At 43.1% G+C, this 25522-nt stretch carries 24 protein-coding genes; 9 read left to right on the forward strand and 15 right to left on the reverse strand.

The features are described from left to right. The first annotated feature begins 43 nt into the window (after positions 1 to 43). The 4 genes from infB to AABK40_RS01585 all read left to right on the forward strand — a co-directional run bounded on the left by infB (position 44) and on the right by AABK40_RS01585 (position 5111). Positions 44 to 3190 (forward strand): translation initiation factor IF-2, encoded by a 3147-nt coding sequence (gene infB / locus AABK40_RS01570; RefSeq protein ID WP_338397464.1) that lies wholly within the window; start codon positions 44 to 46, stop codon positions 3188 to 3190. Between the two features lie 144 nt (positions 3191 to 3334). Beyond that, positions 3335 to 3817: a hypothetical protein gene (locus tag AABK40_RS01575; RefSeq protein WP_332919759.1), complete on the forward strand. Its 483-nt coding sequence runs from the start codon at positions 3335 to 3337 to the stop codon at positions 3815 to 3817. A gap of 1 nt (position 3818) precedes the next feature. Further along, the gene (locus AABK40_RS01580; protein ID WP_338397465.1) at positions 3819 to 4265 is read left to right on the forward strand and encodes a nucleoside deaminase; all 447 of its coding nucleotides are present in this window, start codon (positions 3819 to 3821) and stop codon (positions 4263 to 4265) included. A gap of 240 nt (positions 4266 to 4505) precedes the next feature. Next, positions 4506 to 5111, forward strand: a complete 606-nt coding sequence (locus AABK40_RS01585) for a superoxide dismutase (protein WP_332919757.1) — start codon at positions 4506 to 4508, stop codon at positions 5109 to 5111. Positions 5112 to 5187: 76 nt separating this feature from the next. On the opposite strand, the gene AABK40_RS01590 is transcribed toward AABK40_RS01585, so the two are convergent. The 4 genes from AABK40_RS01590 to AABK40_RS01605 form a co-directional block, all read right to left on the reverse strand. After that, entirely contained in the window at positions 5188 to 5604 is a 417-nt protein-coding gene (locus AABK40_RS01590; protein WP_332919756.1) for a response regulator, read from the reverse strand. Between the two features lie 93 nt (positions 5605 to 5697). Beyond that, positions 5698 to 7227: an L-piperidine-6-carboxylate dehydrogenase gene (amaB, locus tag AABK40_RS01595; protein ID WP_338397466.1), complete on the reverse strand. Its 1530-nt coding sequence runs from the start codon at positions 7225 to 7227 to the stop codon at positions 5698 to 5700. Positions 7228 to 7356: 129 nt separating this feature from the next. After that, positions 7357 to 9009, reverse strand: coding sequence for a dipeptidyl-peptidase 3 family protein (locus AABK40_RS01600; RefSeq protein ID WP_332919754.1), 1653 nt, complete (start codon positions 9007 to 9009; stop codon positions 7357 to 7359). Between the two features lie 25 nt (positions 9010 to 9034). Next, on the reverse strand, positions 9035 to 9985 hold the full coding sequence (locus tag AABK40_RS01605) for a CobW family GTP-binding protein (RefSeq protein WP_338397467.1): 951 nt from the start codon (positions 9983 to 9985) through the stop codon (positions 9035 to 9037). Positions 9986 to 10182: 197 nt separating this feature from the next. On the opposite strand from AABK40_RS01605, the gene AABK40_RS01610 reads away from it, so the two are divergent. Continuing rightward, on the forward strand, positions 10183 to 10854 hold the full coding sequence (locus tag AABK40_RS01610; RefSeq protein ID WP_338397468.1) for a hypothetical protein: 672 nt from the start codon (positions 10183 to 10185) through the stop codon (positions 10852 to 10854). 88 nt (positions 10855 to 10942) lie between these two features. Beyond that, on the forward strand, positions 10943 to 12277 hold the full coding sequence (locus AABK40_RS01615; RefSeq protein ID WP_338397469.1) for a serine hydrolase domain-containing protein: 1335 nt from the start codon (positions 10943 to 10945) through the stop codon (positions 12275 to 12277). Between the two features lie 66 nt (positions 12278 to 12343). Here AABK40_RS01615 and nadD read toward each other — a convergent pair whose 3' ends face one another. Both nadD and gmk read right to left on the reverse strand, forming a co-directional pair. Beyond that, positions 12344 to 12934, reverse strand: coding sequence for a nicotinate (nicotinamide) nucleotide adenylyltransferase (gene nadD / locus AABK40_RS01620; protein ID WP_332919750.1), 591 nt, complete (start codon positions 12932 to 12934; stop codon positions 12344 to 12346). Between the two features lie 30 nt (positions 12935 to 12964). After that, on the reverse strand, positions 12965 to 13537 hold the full coding sequence (gene gmk, locus AABK40_RS01625; protein WP_332919749.1) for a guanylate kinase: 573 nt from the start codon (positions 13535 to 13537) through the stop codon (positions 12965 to 12967). A 295-nt stretch (positions 13538 to 13832) separates the two neighbouring features. On the opposite strand from gmk, the gene AABK40_RS01630 reads away from it, so the two are divergent. Next, positions 13833 to 14732, forward strand: a complete 900-nt coding sequence (locus AABK40_RS01630) for a lysophospholipid acyltransferase family protein (protein ID WP_338397470.1) — start codon at positions 13833 to 13835, stop codon at positions 14730 to 14732. A 34-nt stretch (positions 14733 to 14766) separates the two neighbouring features. On the opposite strand, the gene mnmC2 is transcribed toward AABK40_RS01630, so the two are convergent. From mnmC2 to AABK40_RS01660, 6 genes are all read right to left on the reverse strand, one after another. Next, entirely contained in the window at positions 14767 to 15456 is a 690-nt protein-coding gene (mnmC2, locus tag AABK40_RS01635) for a tRNA (5-methylaminomethyl-2-thiouridine)(34)-methyltransferase MnmC2 (RefSeq protein WP_332919747.1), read from the reverse strand. 45 nt (positions 15457 to 15501) lie between these two features. After that, a complete protein-coding gene (locus tag AABK40_RS01640; protein ID WP_332919746.1) occupies positions 15502 to 17016 on the reverse strand; it encodes an NAD(P)H-hydrate dehydratase in 1515 nt (504 codons plus the stop codon). A gap of 11 nt (positions 17017 to 17027) precedes the next feature. Continuing rightward, positions 17028 to 17312 carry a hypothetical protein gene (locus AABK40_RS01645; protein ID WP_338397471.1) on the reverse strand — a complete coding sequence of 95 codons (285 nt, stop codon included), beginning with the start codon at positions 17310 to 17312 and terminating at the stop codon, positions 17028 to 17030. Positions 17313 to 17443: 131 nt separating this feature from the next. After that, on the reverse strand, positions 17444 to 18094 hold the full coding sequence (locus AABK40_RS01650) for a hypothetical protein (protein ID WP_332919744.1): 651 nt from the start codon (positions 18092 to 18094) through the stop codon (positions 17444 to 17446). Positions 18095 to 18261: 167 nt separating this feature from the next. Beyond that, complete coding sequence (locus AABK40_RS01655; RefSeq protein WP_338397472.1) at positions 18262 to 19056, reverse strand: hypothetical protein; 795 nt, start codon at positions 19054 to 19056, stop codon at positions 18262 to 18264. Between the two features lie 239 nt (positions 19057 to 19295). Then, the gene (locus tag AABK40_RS01660) at positions 19296 to 20231 is read right to left on the reverse strand and encodes a glycosyltransferase family protein (protein WP_338397473.1); all 936 of its coding nucleotides are present in this window, start codon (positions 20229 to 20231) and stop codon (positions 19296 to 19298) included. Between the two features lie 161 nt (positions 20232 to 20392). On the opposite strand from AABK40_RS01660, the gene AABK40_RS01665 reads away from it, so the two are divergent. Together AABK40_RS01665 and AABK40_RS01670 are read left to right on the forward strand one after the other, a co-directional pair. Continuing rightward, entirely contained in the window at positions 20393 to 21484 is a 1092-nt protein-coding gene (locus tag AABK40_RS01665; RefSeq protein ID WP_338397474.1) for a glycosyltransferase family 4 protein, read from the forward strand. Positions 21485 to 21487: 3 nt separating this feature from the next. After that, positions 21488 to 22297 carry a glycosyltransferase gene (locus tag AABK40_RS01670; RefSeq protein WP_338397475.1) on the forward strand — a complete coding sequence of 270 codons (810 nt, stop codon included), beginning with the start codon at positions 21488 to 21490 and terminating at the stop codon, positions 22295 to 22297. On the opposite strand, the gene AABK40_RS01675 is transcribed toward AABK40_RS01670, so the two are convergent. From AABK40_RS01675 to AABK40_RS01685, 3 genes are all read right to left on the reverse strand, one after another. Then, positions 22287 to 23348, reverse strand: coding sequence for a glycosyltransferase family 4 protein (locus AABK40_RS01675; protein WP_338397476.1), 1062 nt, complete (start codon positions 23346 to 23348; stop codon positions 22287 to 22289). The genes AABK40_RS01670 and AABK40_RS01675 overlap by 11 nt on opposite strands. 120 nt (positions 23349 to 23468) lie before the next feature. Then, the gene (locus AABK40_RS01680) at positions 23469 to 24416 is read right to left on the reverse strand and encodes a glycosyltransferase family 2 protein (RefSeq protein ID WP_338397477.1); all 948 of its coding nucleotides are present in this window, start codon (positions 24414 to 24416) and stop codon (positions 23469 to 23471) included. Continuing rightward, positions 24406 to 25470, reverse strand: a complete 1065-nt coding sequence (locus tag AABK40_RS01685; protein ID WP_338397478.1) for a glycosyltransferase family 4 protein — start codon at positions 25468 to 25470, stop codon at positions 24406 to 24408. The genes AABK40_RS01680 and AABK40_RS01685 overlap by 11 nt, the downstream gene beginning before the upstream one ends. Between the last annotated feature and the right edge of the window lie 52 nt (positions 25471 to 25522).

The raw sequence follows: 25522 nt of genomic DNA on the forward strand, positions 1-25522 counted from the left end.
AGAAGATAGCTCATTTTTATTAGCATCAGGCATCAGTAAATATATGGCAGAAGAAAAAAAGCATCGATTAAGTAAAGTCGCCTCCAAATTAAATGTGGGCCTTAACTCTGTGGTCGAATTTTTAGGCAAAAAAGGGTTTGAGGTAGCACGTAATCCTAACTCAAAAATATCTGAGGAAGAATATCATCTTGTAGCGAAAGAATTTCAAGGTTCCGCACAAGATAAGGAAGAGGCTGCTGAACTAAAGATCGGTACTTCAAATAGATCAGGGGCTCAGGCAAAAGAGGCTGAGAAAAAAGAACCTGTGAAGAAGGCAGAACAAGTTCAGGAGGAAAAGCAAGTGCTGATCAAGAACATGACAGACGAGCAACCTCTGAAGCCTAAAAAAGAAGATACAAAACCTACAACTCCAAAAGCAGAAGTTCCAAAAGTTGAAGATGATTCACAGCTGCAAGGGTTGAAGGTCGTTGGTAAAATTGATTTGGACGCAGTGAACAAGAAGCCGGCAAAGAAAGCGGCTCCTAAGAAAGAAGCTGCGCCTGCCAAGAAGTCAAAACCAGCAACACCAAAAAATATTGATCAAAAGGATCAAAAAACTTCCGAAGAGCAGAAAACAACAAGTGTTGATGCCACTAAAGTTGATGCTCCTAAAAAAGAAGTGAAACCAACATCACCTGATCAATCTAAAGATAAGAAAGATACAGTAACACCGGAAAAGCCGGTTTCAGAAAATAAAGTTTTGGAAATAGATAAAACCGATTCAGCTTCTCCGGTGCAGGACGCATCTCAAGCTAAAGGTAATTCTGAGGGGAAATCCACAGAAGGCAATGGCGAGCAAACGACCCCGACTGGTAAGGTGATTACAGGTCAGGCAGATCGTCTTCAAGGTCTTAAAGTGGTAGGTAAGATTGATTTGAGTTCTTTCGAACGTAAGCCTAAGAAAAAGCCGATCGCATCATCCGACGATAAAAATCGCGGAAAGAAAAGACAACGTAAACGTATCACCAAAGACGGACAGGGTAATGTTCAGCAAGGTCAAGGTGGTCAAGGTACTCAGAACCGCACAGGCGGACAAGGCGGTCAACGTCCTGTTGGTCAGGGTGGTCAGAACCGTGGTCCTGGTGGTCAAAATCGCCAAGGCGGAGGCCCAGGTGGTCAGAACCGTGGACCGGGCGGTCAGAATCGTCAAGGTGGAGGCCCGGGTGGCAACCGCGGACGTGGTGGCGCAGCGCAAAACCGACGCGGAGGCAAGAAGCCTGTTGTTAAGAAGGAGGAGCTTACAGATAAGCAAATTCAGGAACAAATCAAGCAAACATTAGCGAAGCTTTCGGGCGGTAACAAAAACGCTAATGCAGCTAACCGTTCTAAATATAGAAAAGATAAGCGTAACCGTGCTTCTGAAGCTTTCGAGGCGGAAATGGAGCAAGAAAGACTGGACGCAAAGAAGCTAAAAGTAACAGAATTTGTTTCTGCGAACGATTTGGCGACTTTGATGGAGGTCTCGGTAAACGAAGTAATTGCTACGGCAATGAACATGGGAATGTTCGTATCGATCAACCAACGCCTGGATGCAGAAGCAATTACGCTTTTGGCTGATGAGTTTGGTTATGATGCGGAATTCTCTTCTGCTGAAGATGAAACAGAGGTTGTTGTTGTAGAAGATACTGAAGAACAACTGAATGAAAGAGCGCCGATCGTAACGATCATGGGTCACGTTGACCACGGTAAAACATCCCTTCTGGATTATATCCGTAGCGCTAACGTTACTGCTTCTGAGGCCGGTGGTATTACGCAGCACATTGGTGCTTATGACGTAATGACAGGTACAGGTAAGCGTGTTGCTTTCTTGGATACACCAGGTCACGAAGCCTTTACAGCAATGCGTGCGCGTGGTGCTAAAGTAACGGATATCGCGATTATTGTGGTTGCAGCTGATGATGCCGTGATGCCACAAACGAAAGAGGCGATTAACCACGCACAGGTTGCGGGTGTGCCGATCGTTATTGCGATTAACAAAATTGATAAGCCAGCAGCTAATGCCGATAAGATTCGTGAGGAACTTTCTCAGTTGAATGTATTGGTTGAAGACTGGGGTGGTAAATATCAGTGTCAAGAAATTTCAGCCAAGTCTGGCCAAGGCGTGGAAGAACTATTGGAAAAAGTATTGCTGGAAGCGGAAATGTTGGAATTGAAAGCCAACGCTAACCGTGAAGCATCAGGTACAGTAGTGGAAGCCTCTTTGGATAAAGGACGTGGTTACGTAGCGACCATGTTGGTAGAAAACGGTACGTTGAAAATTGGTGATATCATGTTGGCTGGTCAGCATTATGGTAAAGTAAAAGCCATGTATGATCACCGTGGTAACCGATTGGAGGCTGTTGGCCCAGCAACACCTGTTCAGGTGTTAGGTTTGGATGGTGCACCACAGGCAGGTGACAAGTTGAATGTAATGGAAACCGACCGTGAGGCTCGTGACATTGCCAACAAACGTCAGCAATTGGCTCGTGAGCAATCTGTTCGTACGAAGAAACATATTACATTGGATGAGATTGGTCGTCGTTTGGCTATCGGTTCATTCCAGGAATTGAATATCATTGTTAAGGGTGATGTGGATGGCTCTGTAGAGGCATTGTCTGATTCCTTATTGAAACTGTCGACACCAGAGGTTGCGGTGAATATTATTCACAAGGCAGTAGGTCAGATTTCTGAATCTGATGTATTGTTAGCTTCAGCTTCTGATGCCATTATCATTGGTTTCCAAGTACGTCCTTCTGCTCAGGCACGACGTATCGCCGAAGGCGAGGAAATCGATATCCGTCTGTACTCGATCATCTATGATGCGATCAATGAGGTGAAGGATGCGATGGAAGGTATGTTGGCTCCTGAAGAGAAAGAAGTGATCACAGGTAACGCTGAAGTTCGTGAGACCTTTAAAATCTCTAAAGTGGGTACAATTGCTGGTTGTATGGTGACTGACGGAATTCTTAAACGTAACAACGATGTTCGTTTGGTAAGAGACGGTATCGTGATTTACTCAGGTGCTATCGGTGCTTTGAAACGTTTCAAAGACGATGTTGCTGAAGTGAAGAAAGGTTACGACTGTGGTATCTCAATCAATGGATTCAACGATATTAAAGTTGGTGATATTATTGAAGGATTTGAAATTCAAGAAACGAAGCGTACGCTTTAATTCTCGAAAAAATATATTTGAAAAAAGCCGACCATTATGGTCGGCTTTTTTATTTTTAGGCTGTCCAAAAAAAAAACAATCATGAAAAGAGCCATTTTTTCAACCTTCCTATGTTTAATACCCATGCTGCTTTGGGCCCAAAAGATGCACAAAGTAAAGGTCAGTGATGATATCAGTATGCGGATCCCTGCTAATTATGGCAACATGAGCCCTGAGGATGTCAGCAGAAAATACGCAGGCAGCTCTACGGTATTTATTGCCCTTACAGACTATCAGCAGGCCGTAGATCTTTCGATCAGCCATAAACCTACCCGTTGGGGCAGAAATGATTTCCCTGTTCTTCAGGACTTGTTTCGAGGGGCTATTTCAGAAATGAGTGAGTCGGTAAACTTTACAAAAGAAACGATTGAGCGAATTGATGATGTGCCTTTCATGATTTTTGAATTCGATGCTGTTACTAAAGGCTCCGAAGGGCTAACCTCTGGCACTCAGAAAAAATATAGCTACATTGCCTATACCATTTACCACGGTGAGTTGCTCACCTATAATTTTACCTGTGCTCAACGGCTGAAAAACCAATACCAGCAGGATGCCCCCACTATACTCTCCACATTAAAACTGAAATAATATGATTACTCCTTTTGATGACGCCTACTATATGCGCCAAGCGCTGCAAGAGGCCGAATTGGCCGCAGAAGAAGGTGAAATTCCCGTAGGCGCCATTGTGGTTTGGAAAAATAGAATAATCGCCCGCGCTCATAACCAAACGGAGCGATTGATGGACGTTACCGCCCATGCTGAAATGCTTGCCATCACGGCAGCGGCAAATGCCATAGGAGGCAAATACCTGAAAGATTGTACCCTGTACGTGACACTCGAACCCTGTACAATGTGCGGCGGCGCCATCTCGTGGTCACAGCTGAGTAAGGTGGTTTTTGGTGCCCGAGATGAAAAGCGTGGGTTTGAACGCCTGTCCCCCAATGTTTTACATTCAAAAATTGAAGTAGTCCGAGGAATAATGGCCGCGGAATGTCAGGCGGTAGTTGATGATTTTTTTAAAAATTTACGAAAATAAATCATTTACAGCAGTTGTGGCTAAATTATAACTCTCAGTGTTTCAGGTGCAATCAATTCCATCAATACTTATATCTAATTTATTAATTGGATTTGTAAAACTTACCGTCGTACATTTGGATTGTATTACAAGTCATAAGCGGAATTGTTGATCATACCTTAGGACTTATTGAAGAAAAAAATTATCTTCAAAATACAATTAATCAACACCATTTTGAATTAAACCTTAAATACAATAATCATGGCTTTCGAATTACCAGCTTTACCGTACGCACCTGCTGCATTAGAACCACATATCGATGCACGCACTATGGAAATCCATCATGACAAGCATCATGCTGCTTATGTAGCAAAATTGAACGCTGCCATTGAAGGAACTGAGCATGCCGATAAATCTTTGGAAGATTTGATGAAGAATGTAGGCTCAATTGGTGCTGCTGTAAGAAATAACGGTGGTGGTCACTTTAACCACTCTTTGTTTTGGTCAGTGATGAGTGCAAATGGTGGACAGCCTTCTTCGGACTTGGCTGCTGCAATTGATGCTGCTTTTGGCTCATTTGATGCATTCAAAAAAGAATTCGCTAATGCTGCTGCAACTCGTTTCGGTTCAGGTTGGGCATGGTTGATCGTAAAAGCTGATGGAAAATTGGCGGTTACTTCAACAGCTAACCAAGACAACCCAGTGATGGATGTTGTAGAAGAAAAAGGTACGCCAATCTTGGCATTGGACGTATGGGAGCACGCTTACTATTTGAACTATCAGAACCGTCGTCCTGATTATATTGAAGGTTTCTTCAATGTGATCAACTGGGAAGAGGTTTCTAAATTGTTTGCTGCTGCAAAATAAGCCTAAAAAATAAGCAATAAGAAAGCCCGTGATTCAGAATCACGGGCTTTTCTTTTAATAAAAAACGGAATTCGCATTAAATATCTAATTTTGCGAGATTATCTTTTGAAAGCGGTTTGTTAATATACTGCTTTACGTATTCGTATTTTTTCGATTTGTTAACATCCTGAGGGTTAATAGAAGAAGTCAGCATGACGATTTTACATGTACTTCTTGTAAGATCGGAAAGCCGATCGAACTCATCTAAAAACTGAAACCCATCCATGAGGGGCATGTCAATATCAAGAAAGATGACCTTCGGCAGCACGGTGGCAGCAACACCTTCCATTTTTTCGATGTTTCTTAAAAACTCAATAGCACTTTTGGCTCCTGTGTGGGTGTAAATTCTTTCCGTAATATCTGCGGCTTCAATCATTTTTTGATTGATCAGATTATCGATCTCATTGTCATCAATGAGCATGACCGCTGAGTATTTAGGATTGATGGAACTCATAAAATTGGATTAAATTTGGAGGAATTAATTACTGTCTTTAATTAAACCATTTTTACTCATATATATGATTCAATTTTTAAATGCTTATTACATTTAGAGATCAAATTTAATTCCCTGTGCAAGAGGTAAATCCGAACCATAATTTATGGTGTTCGTTTGGCGTCGCATATAAACCTTCCAGGCATCAGAGCCTGATTCACGGCCACCGCCAGTTTCTTTTTCACCACCGAAAGCCCCACCAATTTCTGCGCCTGAAGTCCCAATGTTTACGTTGGCGATACCACAATCTGAGCCATTGACAGACAGGAATTGTTCAGCTTCCCGCATATTGAGGGTCATGATGGCAGAGCTTAGCCCTTGTGGTACATCATTCTGAATATGGATCGCTTCTTCTAAAGTACTGTACGAAATTAGATACAAAATAGGGGCAAAAGTTTCCTGTTGCACGATTTTGTAATCATTTTGTACCAAAAATACCGCAGGTTGCACATAACAGCCCGAACTGTATTGGTCACCTTCAAGCACCTTGCCGTCAATAATCACTTCAGCACCTTCTTCTTTTGCCTGCTGAATAGCTTTGAGGTAGGTGTTTACCGCATCCTGATCGATTAACGGACCAACATGATTACTTTCATCCAGTGGGTTGCCAATTTTCAGTTGTCCATATGCACTCGACAGTTTAGCCTTTACTTCCTCAAGCATCGACTCGTGCACAATCAATCTTCGGGTACTGGTACATCTTTGGCCACAGGTTCCAACAGCACCAAAAAGTGCCCCTACGATCGCAATGTTCAGGTCGGCATTCGGAGAGATGATCATTGCATTGTTTCCGCCAAGTTCGAGCAAACTTTTGCCTAAACGAGCTCCTACGGCAGCTCCTACGGATTTACCCATTCGACTTGAGCCCGTTGCCGAAACCAAAGGTATACGCTGATCAGCCGCCATTAATTTACCGATTTCTGCATCTCCGATTATCAATCCGCTGACACCTGCAGGCACCTGATTGGCTTCAAAGACTTCAGCAGCAATCTTCTGACAGGCAATTGCTGATAACGGTGTTTTTTCTGAAGGCTTCCAGATACAAACATCTCCACATACCCAGGCTAAAAAGGCATTCCACGACCATACTGCCACAGGGAAATTAAAGGCAGAAATGATGCCTACAACGCCCAAAGGGTGCCACTGTTCATACATTCGGTGTGATGGGCGTTCAGAGTGCATGGTTAAGCCATGTAACTGTCTTGAAAGCCCGACCGCGAAATCTGCAATATCAATCATTTCCTGTACTTCCCCCAGGCCTTCCTGAAGTGACTTTCCCATTTCATAGGAAACTAAGGCGCCTAAATCATCTTTATGCTTTCGGAAAGCTTCACCAATCTGTCGGACAATCTCCCCTCTTTTTGGGGCAGGCATATTTCTCCATGCGCTGAAGTCTTTTTGAGCGGCTTCGATTACTTTATGGTAATCAGCTTCGGTCGCCAGGTTTACAGTTCCAATGCACCGACCATCGGCAGGTGAATGAGATGAAATGGTTTTTCCTGCGCCATCTGACCAATTTCCACCAATGGCAATCCCTTGATTATGATCAGCCAGTCCGAGTGCTTTTAAAAAATCTAAATTCATTGCTGTTGTTTGTTTATAGGTTTTATTGAGTTACACGACGAATGTGTTTCAGCGTGTTGAATGGGGGACTAATTTAAATTAAAAAAGGTCAGAAATATTACATCTCCGACCTTTTAAAGTTTTCAGTTATTAAAGCCCTAATGCTTCGATTCCTTGATCAAAAACTACATCCTTAGGAATATTCTGATCGGCAAGCTTGTCCAGGTCTTTTTGAAGTGCAGGTCCAATTTTGCCCATTTTATCCACTAAATCTGCTACGCCAGCATAATCACCATTTCCTTGTAAGGTCAGGATTTTTTCTGACAACGAATTGACCGCCTCAGCCATCTTTTCATAGTTCACACGGTAAAGCCCAGTTTCTGGATCTTTGTTGAATGCACCGTAGGATTTGAAATAATTAAAGCGGATCATGTTCGCTACACCGTGCGCAGATGCTGCACCAAAACGTACCGAACGGAAGATTCCCGCCAGGAAGGTGGTATAGTAATCTTTCATTTCACCATCAAGTTCTCCTTTGTTCACCAGTTGGTTGATCATGTACACCCCAAGGATATCCGCCTTTCCTTCTTCTAAAGCCGAAGCATGCTCTTTAAGCGCTTCTCTTACTGTACCTTTATTATTGATGGTATTTTTGATCCCCAAGCCGTGCGCCACTTCATGGAACATGGTATTGGCGAAAAAGGCATTGAAAGTAACATGCTGACGCTGATCTTTGGCAATTAAGGTATTTGCGATAGGCTGCATGATTTTATCAAATTTGGCACGCATGGCATTTTTCAACTGCAAACGACGGGTACCTTTTTGTAATTGTACTTTCTCATCGTTTGGCAGATTGATCGCAATGGTTTTGGAGGCGGCATTACAATCTCCTGCATAATACAGGACATCGTAAGCATTCAAGTCTGAATCAGTCCCTGGCGTTTCCTTTTTGTATTTGGCTTCCACAGGAAGGTTGCGCTGTAATTCAGGAAGGAAAGACGTGAATTTGGCGAGTTTTTTACTCCAGGCCATGTCCTTTACTAAAACATAAGCTTCATGCGAGGCCTTGTTACCGTAAAGTTTATCTTCATAGGATTCGATTGGTCCAATAACCACATCAATCATATTATCTTTCATGTCCATCCAGGCCATGTCAGATTTAAAATATTCATCCGTACGTAAGGCTTCAGCTCTCAGGGTCAAGTAGTTTTTTAGCCCCTTATTTTCTGCGAGCTTAGCAGCCTGATCCAAAAGGTCAGCAGCTTCATTGATCTCTTTGGCAAAGAACTGGTGATAAGGGATTGCCTGCAATTTGCCCTCCTCATTTCTGCGGATCACCGTGTACAAGCTGTTTTTATGCGCCACTTTTGCGGCCTCAAATTCTTCTTTTGTAATATCTGCTGGATAGTAGTTGGCACCTTTTGGCTTGGCACCCACGCCGTCAATAAATGGTTTGTTGGCATCCAAACGATCCCAAGGGCCATAATTGATTTCCGCATACGCTTTTTCAGGGCCAGATAATTTAGAAAGTAGGGCTGCTTTATCGCCATAGGCTTCTTTCCAAAAGATGTTGTCCATGATTTTAGCGGCCTTAATCAATAAAGGCAACAATTCCTTTTGTTTGGCACTCAATTGACTTAAATCGGTCGTCAATTTAAAATGGTCATATTGTTGAACCTTTTGAGTGATGGCGCTTTTTGCAGGTGTTGTTGCAGGAGTGTTTGTACCTTCTTTGGTACCACAGGCCGTCATGAGCCCTGCCGCTGCTAAGGCAAGCGACCAGTTAAGCAGTTGGTTTTTCATATTTATTACTATTTGTAGATTTAAACTAAGCCAGGCAGCCGTCTAAGCCCTGAAAGATAATCGATTTATTGAGCTGATTACCAATGATAACCACCTTGTTGGTTGTGGAGTCATGCTGCCATTCACTGCCTTGAGTGAAATAAAATTGCTGACCCACGGATTGAATGATAATTTTATTGTTGTACTCTAATGCGTACAAAATACCTTTCAGGCGGTAAATGTTTGGCTGTAACTGAAGGGTCATCGTTAGCCATGCTTCCAGTTTATGGAGGTCTATGGCTTGGTCGGATTCCCAGGTAATACTTTGTATTTTACCGTGTTGGTGAGTAGTGGCCGGGATCTTGCTTTGCTGTTCCACCACTTGATAGTCTTTACCCCGAAGGTTGAAAAGTAACTCGTTTTCAACTTTGGCCTGCTGACATGGAATGATTTTGATGAAAGGTGTTACCGACTGAATTTTCGCTTCGATTCGCTGAAGGTCATCAGCACTGACAAGGTCTGTTTTATTCAGCAGGACAATATGAGCGGCAGCAAGCTGCTGATTGGTGATCGCTTCCTTTTCCATCATCTCCTCCAGATGCAGGGCATCGGCAAGTGCGATGATACCATCGAGTTTGAAGATGCCCGCATAATGTGGGTCAAACATAAAGGTAGCCGCTACGGCCAAAGGGTCAGCAATTCCCGTGGTTTCTATCAGCAGGTGGTCGAATTCATAGGAACTGGTGATCAGTTCTGTCAGAATTTTTGCCAGGTCAGCATTCAGATTACAACAAATACAGCCATTGGCCAACTCAAAAATTCCAGCATTTTCTTCAGTGATCAATTCCTGATCAATGGCGGATTTGCCAAACTCATTTTCAATAATGGCAAATCGGGTTGCTGGATTATCATGAATGAGTTGATTGACAAGTGTTGTCTTTCCAGCGCCTAAAAATCCAGTAAGGATTGTAACTTTTATTGGGGTGTTACTCTGCATTTGTTATTCTGTTTGCTCCAAATTAAGCAAAGGGGATTAGTTTCCCCAACGATCAAGTGATTAATCAGACAATTCACGGGCTGAGGAGGAGGGAAGCGATTCTGTTATGGGAATATCAAATACTATAATATGATTTTTCAAACATTTAAATAGGAGTTTAGTTGATAATATTACCCCCCACCTAAACCTATATTGCGATGACGCTTTCCCCCACCTCTCCTATTTGGTCTTTTTACTGCCTGAACTTCCTGGTATTTCTATTATTGAACAGTTGCGATGCGCCCATTCCGAAAAACAGGACTGTCCCCATTGTTAATCAGGATTTTGAAGTTCACGACCCTTTGGTGTTGGACATGAAGCAGGCAACGCTGCCGTTGGGTATTCAGGATTTGCATAATATTGATATTTTAAATGGAATAGATGCCTACCAGCTCGGCAGCCTCAAGGATGAACTTGATCTGACATTGTTCGATGACCACGGTTTCTTTTATAATGATCGGGTACAGGTGATGATCTCGCCACGTCATCTGATAAAGCTGAATAAGGCTGATTGTCATCAGTTAACATTATATTTTCTCGATGGCTATTTGGCCAAAGTACAGTTATTGGCCAATGCTGATCTGACCCCTGGCCTATTACAGACCTTCGGAAGCCCCAATGGGCGAAATTTTCAGGAAACATCACGCGTCATCAATCCAGAGAAATGGAGTGGGATTCAGACCATATTGGTGATGGAGTGGATGACCTTTCATACCAAATTAAAATATCAGGAAAAAATACGGCAGGTATCGCGGGTTGCTGACCATTACCTGAAGGTGAATCAACTTTCAATAGAACTTCGGCATTTTGAAAAACAGATTGCAATATAATTATCGAAAAAGTTCGTCTCTTTTATTCTTGATCGCTCAGATGTTTTTAAATTAGGAGGGTAAACTCCCAACAAACTTAACCTCTGTTATGAACAGAAGAATGATTTTTATCTCCACTGTAATTTTATTAGTGGGCTTTGGCTTATGGTATGGAAATGCCCGATTGCCAATTATCAACGGTTATGCCTCAAAAATGACCTGCTCCTGTGTTTTTGTGGCTGATCGGTTACCTGAATCGGTCACTGATCAGGATCTTGATTTCTCCTTGATTCGCTTTGCGACACCGACAGTCGATTACGAGCAAAAGACGGTCACCAGTACCGTATTGGGCTTTGGCGCCCAAACCGCTGTTTACCATAAAGGAACTGGCTGTACTTTGTTGATTGACGGGCAAGGGCCTCCAGAAAAAAAGCCCACCATGCGTACCAGTTTCGATGAAGCGAATGAACCGTGGCCTTTGGGTGATTTGAATGTCCGAAGCGGTATTCCGAGTCCGCAACTTACCATGGCTGTGCAGGAGGCGATGGTACCAGAATTGAAAACCCGTGCAATTATTGTCAGTCGGCATAATGAAATTCTGATGGAAGCCTACGGTGATGGTTTTAATGAAAATACCCCCCAATTGGGTTGGTCAATGACCAAAAGTATTACCTCCGCCTTGGTGGGAATTTTGGTTGGCGATGGAAAGCTGAAAATAGAGGATCCAGCGCCTGTCAAAGCATGGCAAGGAGACATGCGTAAGCGCATTGCGTTGCGTAACTTGCTGCAAATGAATAGTGGGCTGAAGTGGGTAGAAGATTATAGTGATATTTCCCTGGCGACGAAAATGCTCTACATGACTGCCGATATGGGGGATTATGCCAGTGCCCAAAAGCTCGTTTACCCACCAGATTCGGTGTGGTATTACTCCTCAGGAACAACCAACATTTTGTCCAGTATTATTAAAGAAACCATCGGTGACCAGCAGGCTTATTACGAGTTTGCCAATAAGCGATTATTTGAGCCTTGCGGTATGAAGAGTATGGTGCTGGAGCCTGATGTTTCTGGTACTATTGTGGGCTCCTCTTATGCTTTTGCTACCGCCCGCGACTGGACACGCTTCGGCTTGCTTTACCTTAACGATGGCGTTTTTAACGGGCAACGGATTTTGCCCGAAGGGTGGGTTTCTTTTACCCGCCAAGAGGCCAAAGGCGCTGATGGAAAATACGGCGCACAATGGTGGCTGAACCTGAGCAAGGAAGAATTGCCTGATTGCCCAGAGGATATTTATTATTGCGATGGCTTCCAGGGGCAGCGGGTTTATGTGGTGCCTTCTCACGATTTGGTGGTGGTGCGTTTGGGGATTTCCAATGATTTTGACTACAATGGTTTTATGAGGCGCGTTTTGGATGCTGTACCTCCAAAAGAGACCGCCGTAAGGTAGTTTTAAGCCCCTCTTAGCCTAAAAATAACAAAGCCCGAAACTGTCGATCAGTTTCGGGCTTTGATTTTATGCTCCGAATAATTTTCGAAGTTTAATCATATTAATAACCTCATCAGGTACAATGTATTTGATCGATCGCTCTTCCTTCAGGCATTGGCGAATAAATGTTGCGGAAATATCCACCATCGGTGCATGCACCATGCGCACTTTTGGGTGGTCATCAAACCTTGATTTTTTAGCCTCAGGACGCGGATAAACCACCAATCCATAATCTTCTAAAATCACTTCATGGTTTTTCCATTTATGAAAATGCGACAGGTTGTCTTGACCAACAATCACCTGAAATTCATAAGAGGGGTGTTTTTCTGAAAGGTAAATCAGCGTATCTATGGTGTAACTCGGTTTAGGCATTCTAAACTCTACGTCTGTTACCTGCAGTTTAAAGTTGTCTTTGATCGCCATATCGACAAGATCATAACGATCAAACTCGTGCGCCAGTGTACTTTTCTTTTTAAAAGGATTTTGCGGAGAAACCACCAGCCAAACCTGGTCAAGTTCGGCAAGTTCCACCATACTGTTGGCAATAATAAGATGCCCTATATGAATCGGGTTGAAGGAACCGAAAAACAATCCTACTTTCTTCTTTGTGGGGATCATGTTTTCAAGCGTTTGACGGTGGTGGTGGGATTATTTTCTAATAAAATTTTCTATCGTTTTTTCTGAAGCTTTAAGTGCTTCATCAAGGCGGTCATTAATGATCGTTACATCGAAGTCAGGCTCAAAACCCAGTTCATATTCCGCTTTGGCCAATCGTTTTTTGATCGCCGTTTCATCATCAGTACCACGGCCGCGAAGTCGGGCTTCGAGTGTTTCCAGATTTGGAATACGGACAAAAACGGCCAGGGCACGCTCCTGAAAGTATTTTTTTAAACTGACTCCCCCTTTAACATCAACATCGAAAACCACATGCTTGCCTTCCGCCCAAATGCGCTCCACCTCAGCTTTCAGTGTGCCGTAGCAACAGCCTGGGTAAACTTCTTCCCACTCTACAAATTCATCCCGATCTTTTCTGGAACAGAAATCATCCATTTTCAGAAAGTAGTAATCCTGGCCATCCACCTCTTGTCCTCTTTGTGCGCGGGTAGTCGCTGAAATAGAGAATGCAAGATCCCTGCGTTGATTTAACAGGTGATGAACAATTGTTGTTTTGCCAGATCCAGAAGGCGCGGAAAAGATAAATGCTTTGCCTTGGTGCGTCATGATATTATTAAAATTGGGGAAGGAGAAAATAAAAGGGATTTGAAGGAATAAGCTACCAGAACGCTAACGTCCAATAACATATGAGATGTATTTTGAACGGCAATGAGTGATGGGGGCACGGTGGTGTGCTAAAGACTTATTTCGATGATAAATATTTTCCATGCGCAAAGGTAAAAAAATCGGTCTTTATAGCCAAAATAGGCTCAGTAACTTCATTAATTTTGGTAAACAAAGGCAAAAAAATTTATTAATTATCAAAAAATTACGATTTTCGTCCTTAGGAAAATCGCCAAGCATGCAACAGATTCTATATAGATATTGTATTTACCCCCTGTTTTATTTGGTCTCCAAATTACCTTGGCGAGTATTATACACTATTTCTGATTTTGTATTCGTCTTGGTGTATTACCTCTTTCCTTATCGCAAGAAAGTCGTTCTGATGAACTTGTCGCGCTCTTTTCCTGAGAAATCTGAGCGGGAACGCAAAAAAATCGCCAGAGATCATTATCGGTATTTGATCGACTCAATATTTGAGGCCATCAAGAAAATCTCTGTAACCGAATCGGTATTACGGGAACGGGTCAAAGTGAAAAATTTGGACCAGATACAACAACTGTACGATCAGGGAAAAAGTATCGTGGTCGTAATGGGGCATTATGGCAACTGGGAACTCGGTGGCGCACGAGTGAATATCGAAGCCAAGCACCCGCTGGTTTGTATCTACAAGAAATTGCATAACGAAATTTTTGATCAATTGCTTTTCGATATCCGATCCCGCTTTGGGACCGAGCTGGTGGAAGCCAGAGATACGCCGCGGTCGATGTTGGCCAACCGCGACAGAACAACCGCAGTGGTATTTTTGGCAGATCAGACGCCTCTTTTATTGCGACATGCACATTGGATAAAATTCTTGAATCAGGATACTCCTGTGTACCAGGGGACTGCCCAGCTGGCGCAAAAATTCGACTATCCCGTGGTGTATTTTGTAGTAAGGAGACCCAAGCGAGGATTTTATGAGGTGGATTTTGAACTGCTTGTCGAGGAGCCAAATACGGTCAGTGATTTAGAGATTTCCAAACGCCATACCCGCCGTTTGGAGCAAGATATAAAGGCACAGCCTGAGTTGTGGATGTGGACCCACCGACGCTGGAAACGCTCCCATCAGAAACCCAAAAATGTCGCCTCCATAGATTAAAAAAATAGCGCACCCCACTGGATGCGCTATTTTTTTATGCTTTCGAAGCCCTGACCATCTGAAACTTTCCTGGAGGTCCAGGCAAGCTTTCTACGGTCAGCCCAAGAGATTTAAGGTCTCTTTTCAGCTGCCCTTTTGCGCAGTAGGTGCTTAGTGCGCCACCGTTCACCAATTGGTCAGTTACTTTTTCCAAAAGGGGTAAAGCCCACATTTCCTCCTGCTTGCTTGGCGCAAAGGCATCGAAGAATACCAGCTGGCAATTTACCGCAGGGAAGCTGACCGTCTCCAGTTTGTCATGAATTTTATAAATACTGAAATAGGGAGAAAGCTGATGTAAAGTACCCCAGGAACATTGATGCATTTGCTGAAATGGCGCATCGAAATCCTCCTGCCCCATTTGTGCAGGGTAATTTAACTGCGTGGTAATTTCTTCTTTTAGCGGATAAGCTTCCAAGGTATAGAATACAACATTTTTTTTATGCTGATGTGCCCACTCATAAGCCAAAAGTGCATTCAGACCAGTGCCAAAGCCGATTTCCAAAATATTAATGGTATCCGCATGGTGTTGTGCTGCCCAGTCATCGAGTCCATGTTTAATAAATACATGCCTTGACTCCTGAATGGCGCCGTGAGAGGAGTGGTAGGTTTCGTCCATATCGGGAAGGAACAGCGAATGTGATCCGTCCTCAGTTTGTATAATTTCTATTTTCTTTTCTTCTGCCATCGTGTTAAAGTAAATCGGGTTTCTGGCGGTAAATATGGGGAATTTTTACCAAAGGTTATGGTCGATCTTTTGAAAGGCCTTGGGTAAATGTGCAATGATATCAGATGCGATCAGGCTGGTCATCCCCAGGGCCTCTGCGGCGTAATCACCTGCAAGGCCATGTACATAAACACCCACAATCGCGGCTTCTTCAGCGTGGTATCCCTGCGCCATAAGGGCAGTGATAATGCCTGTCAGAACATCGCCACTGCCACCAGTGGCCATCCCAGGATTTCCAGTAGGATTAAAATACACCCTGCCGTCGGGTAATCCAATGGCGGTATTCGCTCCTTTAATCAAACAGATAATCTGGTGTTCGACGGCCAACGCCTGTAAGTTTTCTAACCTTTCAAACTGGTTGCTTGTTTTGCCCACCAGCCGCTCAAATTCTTTGGGGTGAGGGGTGAGCACGCTCCCTCTTGGGATGTTTTTCAGTAATGCAGGCGATTGGCTGATGATATTCAGGGCATCGGCATCCAGTACCAAAGGGCCTTCATGGGTGGCAAAAAGGTTTGCCAAAGCCTCTTGGGTCATTTCATGTGTACCGATACCAGGCCCCACGGCAACGGCATCAAATTGGCCGGTGAGTGTAGGCTTGGCGAAATGTTTATGACCGACTTCATCGGGGATGACCATGGCTTCAGGTATGGCCACCTGCAACACCTCGACGCAGCGTGTAGGGCACTGCACACTTACCAGCCCTGCGCCAGAACGCAAAGCCGCTTTGGCAGAAAGTGCGCAGGCGCCAGCCATTCCATAGCTTCCTGCGATAATTAAAGCGTGGCCGTAGCTACCCTTATGGTCATATTTGTCGCGTGGCATGAGCATCTGCCTGATGTCCTCCAGGTTGCTTTCCGCAAAAGGGGCATGCAGCGACTGAATGAACTCCTGATCAAGACCGATGTCGAGAATATGCAGGTCACCAACGAAATCGTGATTTTCGGGCAGGTAAAAAGCGAGTTTCCCTACCTGAAAAGAGATCGTGTGTGATGGCCGAATGATGGCCTGCTCTTTGGAAGAGGCCCGTTCAGCATATAAGCCAGAGGCAATATCAATGGCAATGATTTCTTTACCCGAATGGTTGATTTTATGAATGATTTCCGCAGAAAAGCCCTCTATTGGTCGGTTAAGTCCGACGCCAAAAATGCCGTCAATCAATATTTTATACTGATCAAGAGGCGGAAGATCCTCAACAGTTTCGACCTCATGTACGGGGAAAAGGCTGGAATACTGATGAAAATAATGATTGAAATCCCTGCTGCTTTTCGGGGAGAAGCGCACCACGGCAACTTCAACAGGGTATCCCTTTTGCGCCAACAGTTTTGCGATAACGATCCCATCGCCGCCATTGTTGCCAACCCCACAAAGGATCAGGCTTTTGGGGCGGTTGGGCGCATGGTTTCGGAACCATTTGCTGAAGGTTTTTGCTGCTCGAAACATCAGCTTTTCAGAGGTGATCGGTTCATTTTCGATCGTAAACCGATCGGCAGCATGAATTTGCTCAGGACTAAGAATGCGCATATAAGTGGGGGTTAATAGCCAAAATAGGTGTAGCCGTCTTTGCTTGACCGGTGGTCGTGGATTGTTCGCTGACCGTTCTGATCGAGGACTACTTTGGTGAGTTTATGGATGGTTTCCAATTCGTCATGAGCTGCCTGCCGCAAGACCTCGTCGAGGGTAATGGTGGTCGCCGCAAAAAATTGACCCTTACAGAGAAAGTCAAAGAAATTGCTGGCCTCTTCAAGGTGGGCGTACTGATATTGCACCAGCGCCTGTCCGTTGGTGGTGATGGTAATGCGGTAATTGGTCTTTGTCATGGTTTATGGTCCTCCGTGAAGAAATTAACGTTTTTCAAGGGGAAAATAAAATGAGATTTTGCCAACTTTTACATAAAAAAATAGGCACCCAAAATGAGTGCCTACTTATTCAAATATTTTTTGAAGAATGCTTATGCGTTTGAACCTCTTTTCAAGGAAGCCTTCAATTCTTCCACTTTGTTCATTTCTGTGGTTAATTCTCTGCGAAGCTTTGTTTCACGCTCACGCATACGCTGTTTGTACTCCTCAAATTCGTCGTACAACTCATCGTAATCTTTAGTTTTGTTGGCTGCAGTATTATTGCTCAATTTCACTTTCGTGAATGCAAATACCAAAATGGCGATCAACAAAATAATAATCCCGAAACTTGTCACCACGAAAGTGTCTTTGTTCCAGTCCATGCCAAGTGCCGTAAGGTGGCCCACTTGGTAAATATTTTTCTCAATTTCCTGATCTTTGGCAGAGATCAAATCATTAAGCTTGACAATTTCCTGATTACTTTCAGCCAATTGTGCTTTTGTTTGTTTCTGCAAGTTGCGGTGCTCAACAATACTGTCTTCAACAACACGGACAATTTTGTTATAGCTATTTTCTTTGATCACTTTATAAGGAATACCTTTACCATTTTTATAGGTAGTACTTTCTTTTTTCAGCGTCTCAAATTGTTGCTTTAGGGTTTGAGGTCCTTGATTTGCATCCCCTGAATTATCCTGAGCGTAAGCAAAAGATACACTTCCGATCAAAAATGTTCCTAAAATTAGGGTCCAAAGTCTTTTCTTCATCTTTATAATAGTTGATTCGAATTAATCACAATGATCTGCCCGCAAATAACGTGCAAAGTTTCATTGTGTCAATGAACTAATAGTCAATATCTTACAATAGTATAAAATATTTGTGTATTTATTGATCTGTTCTGCAATTGTATTAAAACAAATAGCCGATCAGACCTTTATTTTTGTTTGAACAGCAATTTAATATTTCCTTGGTTATAAACCACCCGATAACCCTCAGCAATTAACAATTGATTCACGATTTTGGTGTTTTCACCGATTCTGTGCGGATAAATGCGCTCATGTGCCCCACTTTTTAGGTAAAAAAATTGTGGAGGAGTATGTTCCAAAGCCTGAAAACCATGTGATAGATAGGTTTTTCCATCAGACCAGTCTTTATCTACATAGGTCATGATGTCGTCGGGTTGTTGTGTTTTAATGAAATGCTTGAGAAGTTTACTCATTCCCCCAACGACGGTATGTCCTTTTAAATTACAATGTCGGATCATCTCATAGGACTGGTAGGTTTGGCCATCTCTTTCTATGGGGCGGGCCTTGCTGAATACCATCACTGCAACCAGGGAGTCGTTTGCTGTTAGTCCATATTTGTATTTTCCACCAATAGGGACATTCAGGTGGTTGGTGGCCAAAAAGGTTTTTACCTCGGGAGCTGTTAGGCTGACGACCTTGGTTTTACGGGCAAAAATTCGTTGTGTATGCCCGAAAAGGGACTGGATTCTTGATTGTAGCACCAATTGGTGGCTGTACCATTGATCTTCCCAAATGCAGATTTCCTTATAGCTGAGGGCAGGGGATTCGCATGGCGGATTAAACGCAGTTCCGATATTCTTAAGCCTGATTTGCAATGCTTCGGCCTCGAAAAACAGTATGGCATCTTGCTGATCAAGGTTCAAAATACCTGAAGGATTATGCTGTTTAATGTAATCAATGATTTCTTTTTGCCACTGCAACATATGTGCTGTACTTTTTTTGATACATGGTAAGGCTTTTCTAATCAGTAATTTGTACGCTTTTTCATGCAAATCAGCATAAACTGTCGCAAAATGAAAGAAGAAAAGATCAAATAGTTGTCGTAAAATAAAATTTGTATCCTATTTCCGACAAATTTGGTGGTAAACTCCACAAATGGAACGGTATGCTACATTGGTCTGCATCAAAAATGATACAAACCAACGTGGGTGCCATTAACGACTTACTTATATTTTCCGATGATATTGTAGTTTTTAAAGCCTCCGATCAGGTTACCGCCAAGGAAGTTTTGCTCGACCCAAGTCAGCATTCTGTATTTCAGTTTTTCATGTTTATAAGGCGCGCGGTTGGTGTCTCTGGAGCCCTCATAACGCAATTGGTCCTGCCAATCGAATTTCTCAATATGGCTTTGCATGGTTGCAGGATGCGTGTCTTTGAATACTGGATATTGATTCAGGGGACCATAATCAAATTCGTATGCCATCGCTTGGGTATCATCTTGCCCCTGACCAGTTTTATGGAAGGAATTGTTCTTTTGCGCCATTTTATGCGGAGGGCGTACCCATCCGTAATGGTACATTTCCACGGGCAGTTGAATCACATTCAGCTTGCGGCTTCCTTCTTTGGCGAAATAACTTTCACCATCAAATTCAGGAATCGACCGAAAGGATTGTGCGTCTTTCCAGGAGTGAATATGTGGGCGGTTACGGATAATTCGGATTTCCTTTGGGTACCATGCATGCGAGATCATGTAGTGGTTGTAATCTCCCCAAAAGTGCTTATAGTTGAATAAAAAGCCTTCCACTTTCTCATCACCCAAATACTTTTGGCAGGCATCCTTAATGATGGGCAGGTATTTTTCATGAACCACCTCATCTCCCTGAATATAAAACAGCCAATCACCTGTGCAGAGCGCTTTGGCAATATCTGTTTGGTGGGCAAATTCACCACGTTTGAATTTCGGCAGGTCCCAGACGGTATCAATAATTTTGATTTTGTCGGATTTGATACTTGCCACGAGCTCCCGAGTATCGTCGGTAGAGTCGCCGACAGCAATAACAAATTCATCGACCAAATCGAGGATCGAGTAAATCGACTCTAATACAGGGTAAAATAATTGGGAAGTATTGCGGACGAAAGTGAAGCCACTAATTTTCATATGGTGATAAGAGATTTTTCAGAAGACAAAGGTCGATAGAAAAGCAGGGAATTTCAAAATCAGGTGGACATTAAATAGCATTTTAGCTACAATCTCCTAAATTTGTTCTTTGTGCTTATTGAATTATTTCTTATTTGTTTATGATTATATTATTGTAATGTATGAGGGTTTTACATTTAAATGCTGAAAGGGGCTGGCGTGGTGGAGAGCAACAGATTGCGTACCTGATCGAGGAGTTACAAATGAGAAATATTGATGTTTTTGTTGCCTGCCGCCAAGGGGGGGAGTTTGAGCAATACTGTATCAAGAATAAGATTTCCTATATCGGTTTACCCTTCACCAATTCGATCAGTTTTTCTACTGCAAAGGGCATCAAACGATTTTGTGAGCAAGAGCAAATAGATATCATTCATATGCACAGTGGGCGAACGCACGACCTCGGTCTGTTGTCTTGTCTGTTCGGTAATAAAGTGAAACTGGTGCTTAGCAGAAGGATCGATGCGAAGCTGAAACAAAGCCATTACACACTGTGGAAATATAACCATGAATACATTAAAGCGATTCTGACGGTTTCCAACTATGTAAGAGGGCAGGTACAGGAAGTGGTGAGTGATCAGGAGAGTGTGAAAACGATTCATAGTGGGGTGGACCTCGAGAAATACAGGCCTGATGAAGGACTTGATTTTTACGATTTCTTCCTGATCCCCCGTCATAAAAAACTGATCGGGAACACCTCTGCCCTGGTGGAGGATAAAGATTATGATACCTTCCTTGAAACCGCCAAAGCTTTACTGGACGAAGGGCATGCCCTTCATTTTTTAATTATCGGAAAGGGAAAACTACGGCCTTACCTTGAAGAAAAAGCGGCCGATTTGGGGATTTCCGAGCACGTTACCTTTACAGGCTTTATGCCCAAAGTGTACAACTCTATCGGTGCCCTGAGTGTCTTTTTTATCCCATCGAAATCGGAGGGGCTGGGCACGAGTGTGCTGGATGCGTTTTCCGCAAAAGTACCTGTGGTAACGTCACTTGCAGGGGGCTTGCCAGAAATGGTTATTGACGGCCAAACAGGTGTTACGGCAACTGTGGGGGATGTCCCTGCCTTTAAAGCAGGTATAGAAAGGGTGCTGTTGGATCAGGCATACCGGCAGAAAATAGTGGCAGGGGCGAGTGCTCATTTACAGCGTTTTTCCAAGCAGCTTACCGCAGAAAGAACCCTAAATGTTTATCAGGATATTTTGGTGGAGGAATAAGAAATGAAGGCGTCTGTAATTGTCTCTTTTTATAATAATGTAGCGTGGCTGAAGCTGGTGCTTGCAGGTTTTTCACGACAGTCTGAGCAGGATTTTGAGGTGATTATCGCTGATGATGGCTCGAGGGCCGAGGTGGTCAGGGAGGTGAAAGGGATGTGTAATGACCATATTCGGCACCTTTGGCATGAAGATTTGGGCTGGCGGAAGAACAGCATCCTTAACAAAGCGATTCGCTCAAGTAAAGCGGATTTTTTGATTTTTATTGATGGTGATTGTATCCCTCATCAGCACTTTGTGCGGGACCACCTTGCGGCAAAAAAAGCAGGTATTGTAAACGCAGGCCGAAGGGTAATGCTCTCGTTGACTCTAACGGAAAAGCTAAGTGCGGAAAGCATACTGGAAGGGCAGTTGAATCAACTATTGATGCCACTTTTTAAGGCCACTTTGCGTGGGGAAAAAGTACTACTCAGCAAGCATTTCAGACTTCAGAAAAGAGGCCTTCGGAAGCTCCTCCGCGTTAAGAGTGGAGGACTGAAAGGCTGTAACTGGTCAGTACTCAAGCAAGATATTGAAAGGATTAATGGTTTTGATGAGCGTTACCAAAACCCGACCATAGGAGAGGATGATGACCTGGAGTATCGTTTTGGCCTGTTGGGGATTGCCGTAATTCGTTTGCGGTTTTCAGGTATTTTGTACCACTGCCATCATGCATTGCTGAGCCGTGTACAGCCAGAAAATAAAAGGCTCTTTCAGTCCGTTAAAGAACAAAAAGAGCCGTTCACGCCTTATGGCTTAGAGAAAACTACTGCTTAGCAAGCTGGTCATAAAGTGCTATATATTCACTGATGGTATTACTCCAACTGAACTGGGAGGCATGCTGAACCAGCAGTTCCTTGCCATCCGTCTTGGCGTTAAAATCAGCGAGTCCGGCAGTAACGACTTTGGCCATATCGTCAGCCTCGAAATCATCCCAATAATAGGCCAGTTTCCCACCAATCTCAGGAAGGCTTGTCCTATTGGCCAAAAAAGCAGGTTTGCCGCAATACATTGCCTCAATAGGAGGAATGCCAAAGCCCTCTAATAGGGATGGGAACAAGAAGGCTTCACAGTTTTGATAAGCCCAATTTTTCTCCTCATTGGAAATTTCGCCAATCATTTTTACCCGATCCCCCAACTGCTGCTCCTGAATGGCCAGGCTGATTTTTTTACCATAATCACCCTCGATTCCTTTGCCGGCAATCCACAATTCGTACTCAGGGAAGTGCTTCATCATCGGGATCAGGGTATGGAAATTCTTTTTCCACATGATTGCCCCAATCGTGAAGAAAAACGGCTTGTGTTCACCTTTGGCAACCGCTGGCTGGCTGGCTGGTCGCTCCATGGGATTGGCCACACCATTATAGATCACCTGTATTTCCTTTCCTTCCGGCACCTTCATGTGTTTCAGTACCTCATTTTTGGTAAAGGCTGAAATGGCTGTGATGGCAGAAGCCTGATTGATTTTTTTCTGTAATCGTTGTTTCCTTTTTTCAAGTTTATCACCGGATTTCTCGGTCAGGAAATTCAGATCGTGGATGGTCAGCAACAGTTTACTTTTCCGGTTGAATTCATAACGGGAATCGGCACTGGTCATGTGCCACACATCAGCCTTTATCCTTGAGTTAATAATCTTTCTCCAGGCTTTCAAGAAGAAATATGACACTTTACTTCCATAGCGATCCTCAAACCGTTTTGGTAATAGGTACTTCAACTCCCACTCTTGCTGTGCCTGCACAGCGATGCCCTTCGCGAGCTCATCCCCTACATGTCCTAAACCCGAATACAGGTTTTTTATTTTGCTGATATCAAGAAGTAAAGATTTCATGATGATTTAGTTTATTACTGTTTAGGTACCTTCCAATGGGGGATTTGATCGCTGAAAAAGATTATTTGTACAGCTAACATCGAGCTCATCCTTCCCAAAATAAAGGTATTCCTATATAACTTATGAAATATAAGGAGATTTCGTGAACTCAATAACTTGTTTAACAGACCAATTAAAAGTTTTTTCTTTACGGAATGCTTTTGCCTGAGCATACATCGCAAGAATAGCCTCATTAACAAGCTGTCGGTCTTTCTTAATTAAGCCAAGCAAAGAGAGCAGCTGATTTGCACGCATTTTAAAGCTTTCTTTTAAAAAAATAGCATCATCACCATGTAACATGTTAAGAAGGTGTTGATTCTTCTTGTGGGCAATATTAATGGTTTCAGACTGAAAATGCTTTTTGATTGTCGAACTTGTTTCGTGATGACAGACCGCCTCAGGGATATAGTATGATTTATAACCTGTTCTCCATGCTTTAATAGTCAGTTCAACATCTTCAACATAAAATGGCTTGAAAAGGGAAGAAAATCCACCTATTTCAATAAATTTTGCCGTGTTCACCAAAGCATTTCCACCACAGATATAAAAGCTGTAGTGAATACCTGATTGGGGTTGAAAGGGCTCCCATTTTATTTTTTTAGAGCGAATATACCCTTTCCATCCTGCCTCAATGTGGTCTGTCCCTGGCGTGACGATCTTTCCACCGGTGGCAAAGGTATCATTTTTATCGAACAGGGGCAGTTGTTCCCTGAAATAGTTTTGAGTAAGCTCTATGTCGCTATTCAGTAGTAAAGAGAGGCTGTATTGTGCATTGTTTACCCCTTTATTGACGTTGGCGCCGAACCCTAAATTTACGGTGTTTTGTATAAGAATTACTGACGGGAAATTTTCGGCTAAAAATTCCTTTGGGGTTTCAGTAGAACAATCATCCATCACGATGACCTCGTGTGGCAAGCCGGTGCTCTGTAAGGCAGAAAAAATACTTGGCAGGTTTTTTTTCAAAAGGTGAACCCCATTAAAAAATGGAATGATGACAGAGATGCCTTTCGTTAGTGTACTATTGTTCATTCAGTAGTTCCTTATAAATGGTGAAGTAGGTTTGGGCATTACGTTGCCAATTGTACTTTTCTAAAAATACCTGAAGGGATTGCTCGTGATGTTCTTCTCTTTGCGCATGATCTGCCATGCCATTTTCAAATACTTTGATCATCTCCTCAGGGTCAAAACTATCCCAGTAATATGTGAAATCGCCTCCTACTTCAGGTAAAGAGGTTTTGTTAGATGCGAAAACCGGTTTGTTAAAATGGAGCGCTTCAATGATAGGCAAACCAAAGCCTTCAAGTAAAGAAGGAAATAAAAAAGCCGTGCAATATTTGTACAAATATGATTTTTCATATTCAGTAACCGCACCGAGAAGGCTCACCCGATCTTCCAATCCATAGCTTTTAATCATTTGCTGAATTTTTTCAGCATAGGCTCCTTGTTGTTCTCCAGCAATGACCAAATGGTATTGGTCAGTTTTTTGAAGAAATGGGATCAGTGTATGGAAATTCTTTTTGGCATGCAACTGGCCAATGGTAAATAAAAATTTGCCTTCGGGGAGGCGTTGTGGCCGGTGAAACTCCTTTTTCTGAACCTTTACGCCATTATAAACTACTTTCGATGCTTTGTTTTTGGCAATTGGGAAAAAATGCTCCACTTCCTTTTTCGTGAAATTGGAAATGTAAGTGAGGTAGCTTGCGTTTGATATTTTTCGGCTCAGGTCTTCTTTAAACTTACTGACTCCCGCTTCGTCATGACCTTCATGTAAAAAGTTTAAGTCGTGGATGGTGAAAATAAACTTGCTGTTTTGGGGCGGCTCCATGCCTCCGGCCTGGTGCAACAGGTGCCAGAGGTCATACTTCTTGGCGAAAAGGTGAATCTTGTTTTTCCTAAAAAAATTAATGACTTCAACTTTATCGTAATCATCAAAAAGGTGCTTTTGCGTTTTTGGTACCAGTACATTAATCGCAATTTCCGCAGAAGTCTGTTTGGTGATGGCTTTACCGAAATTCAGTGAAACTTGGCCTAAGCCAGAGTGGATATTCTTTAGCCGATCGAGTATAATGGCGATTTTATGCATCTATATTAATATTGAAATCATGGGATTATCAATTCAGGCAGGTGCGTATTCC

It is taken from the genome of Persicobacter psychrovividus, from assembly GCF_036492425.1.
GTDB classification, from domain to species: Bacteria; Bacteroidota; Bacteroidia; order Cytophagales; family Cyclobacteriaceae; genus Persicobacter; species Persicobacter psychrovividus.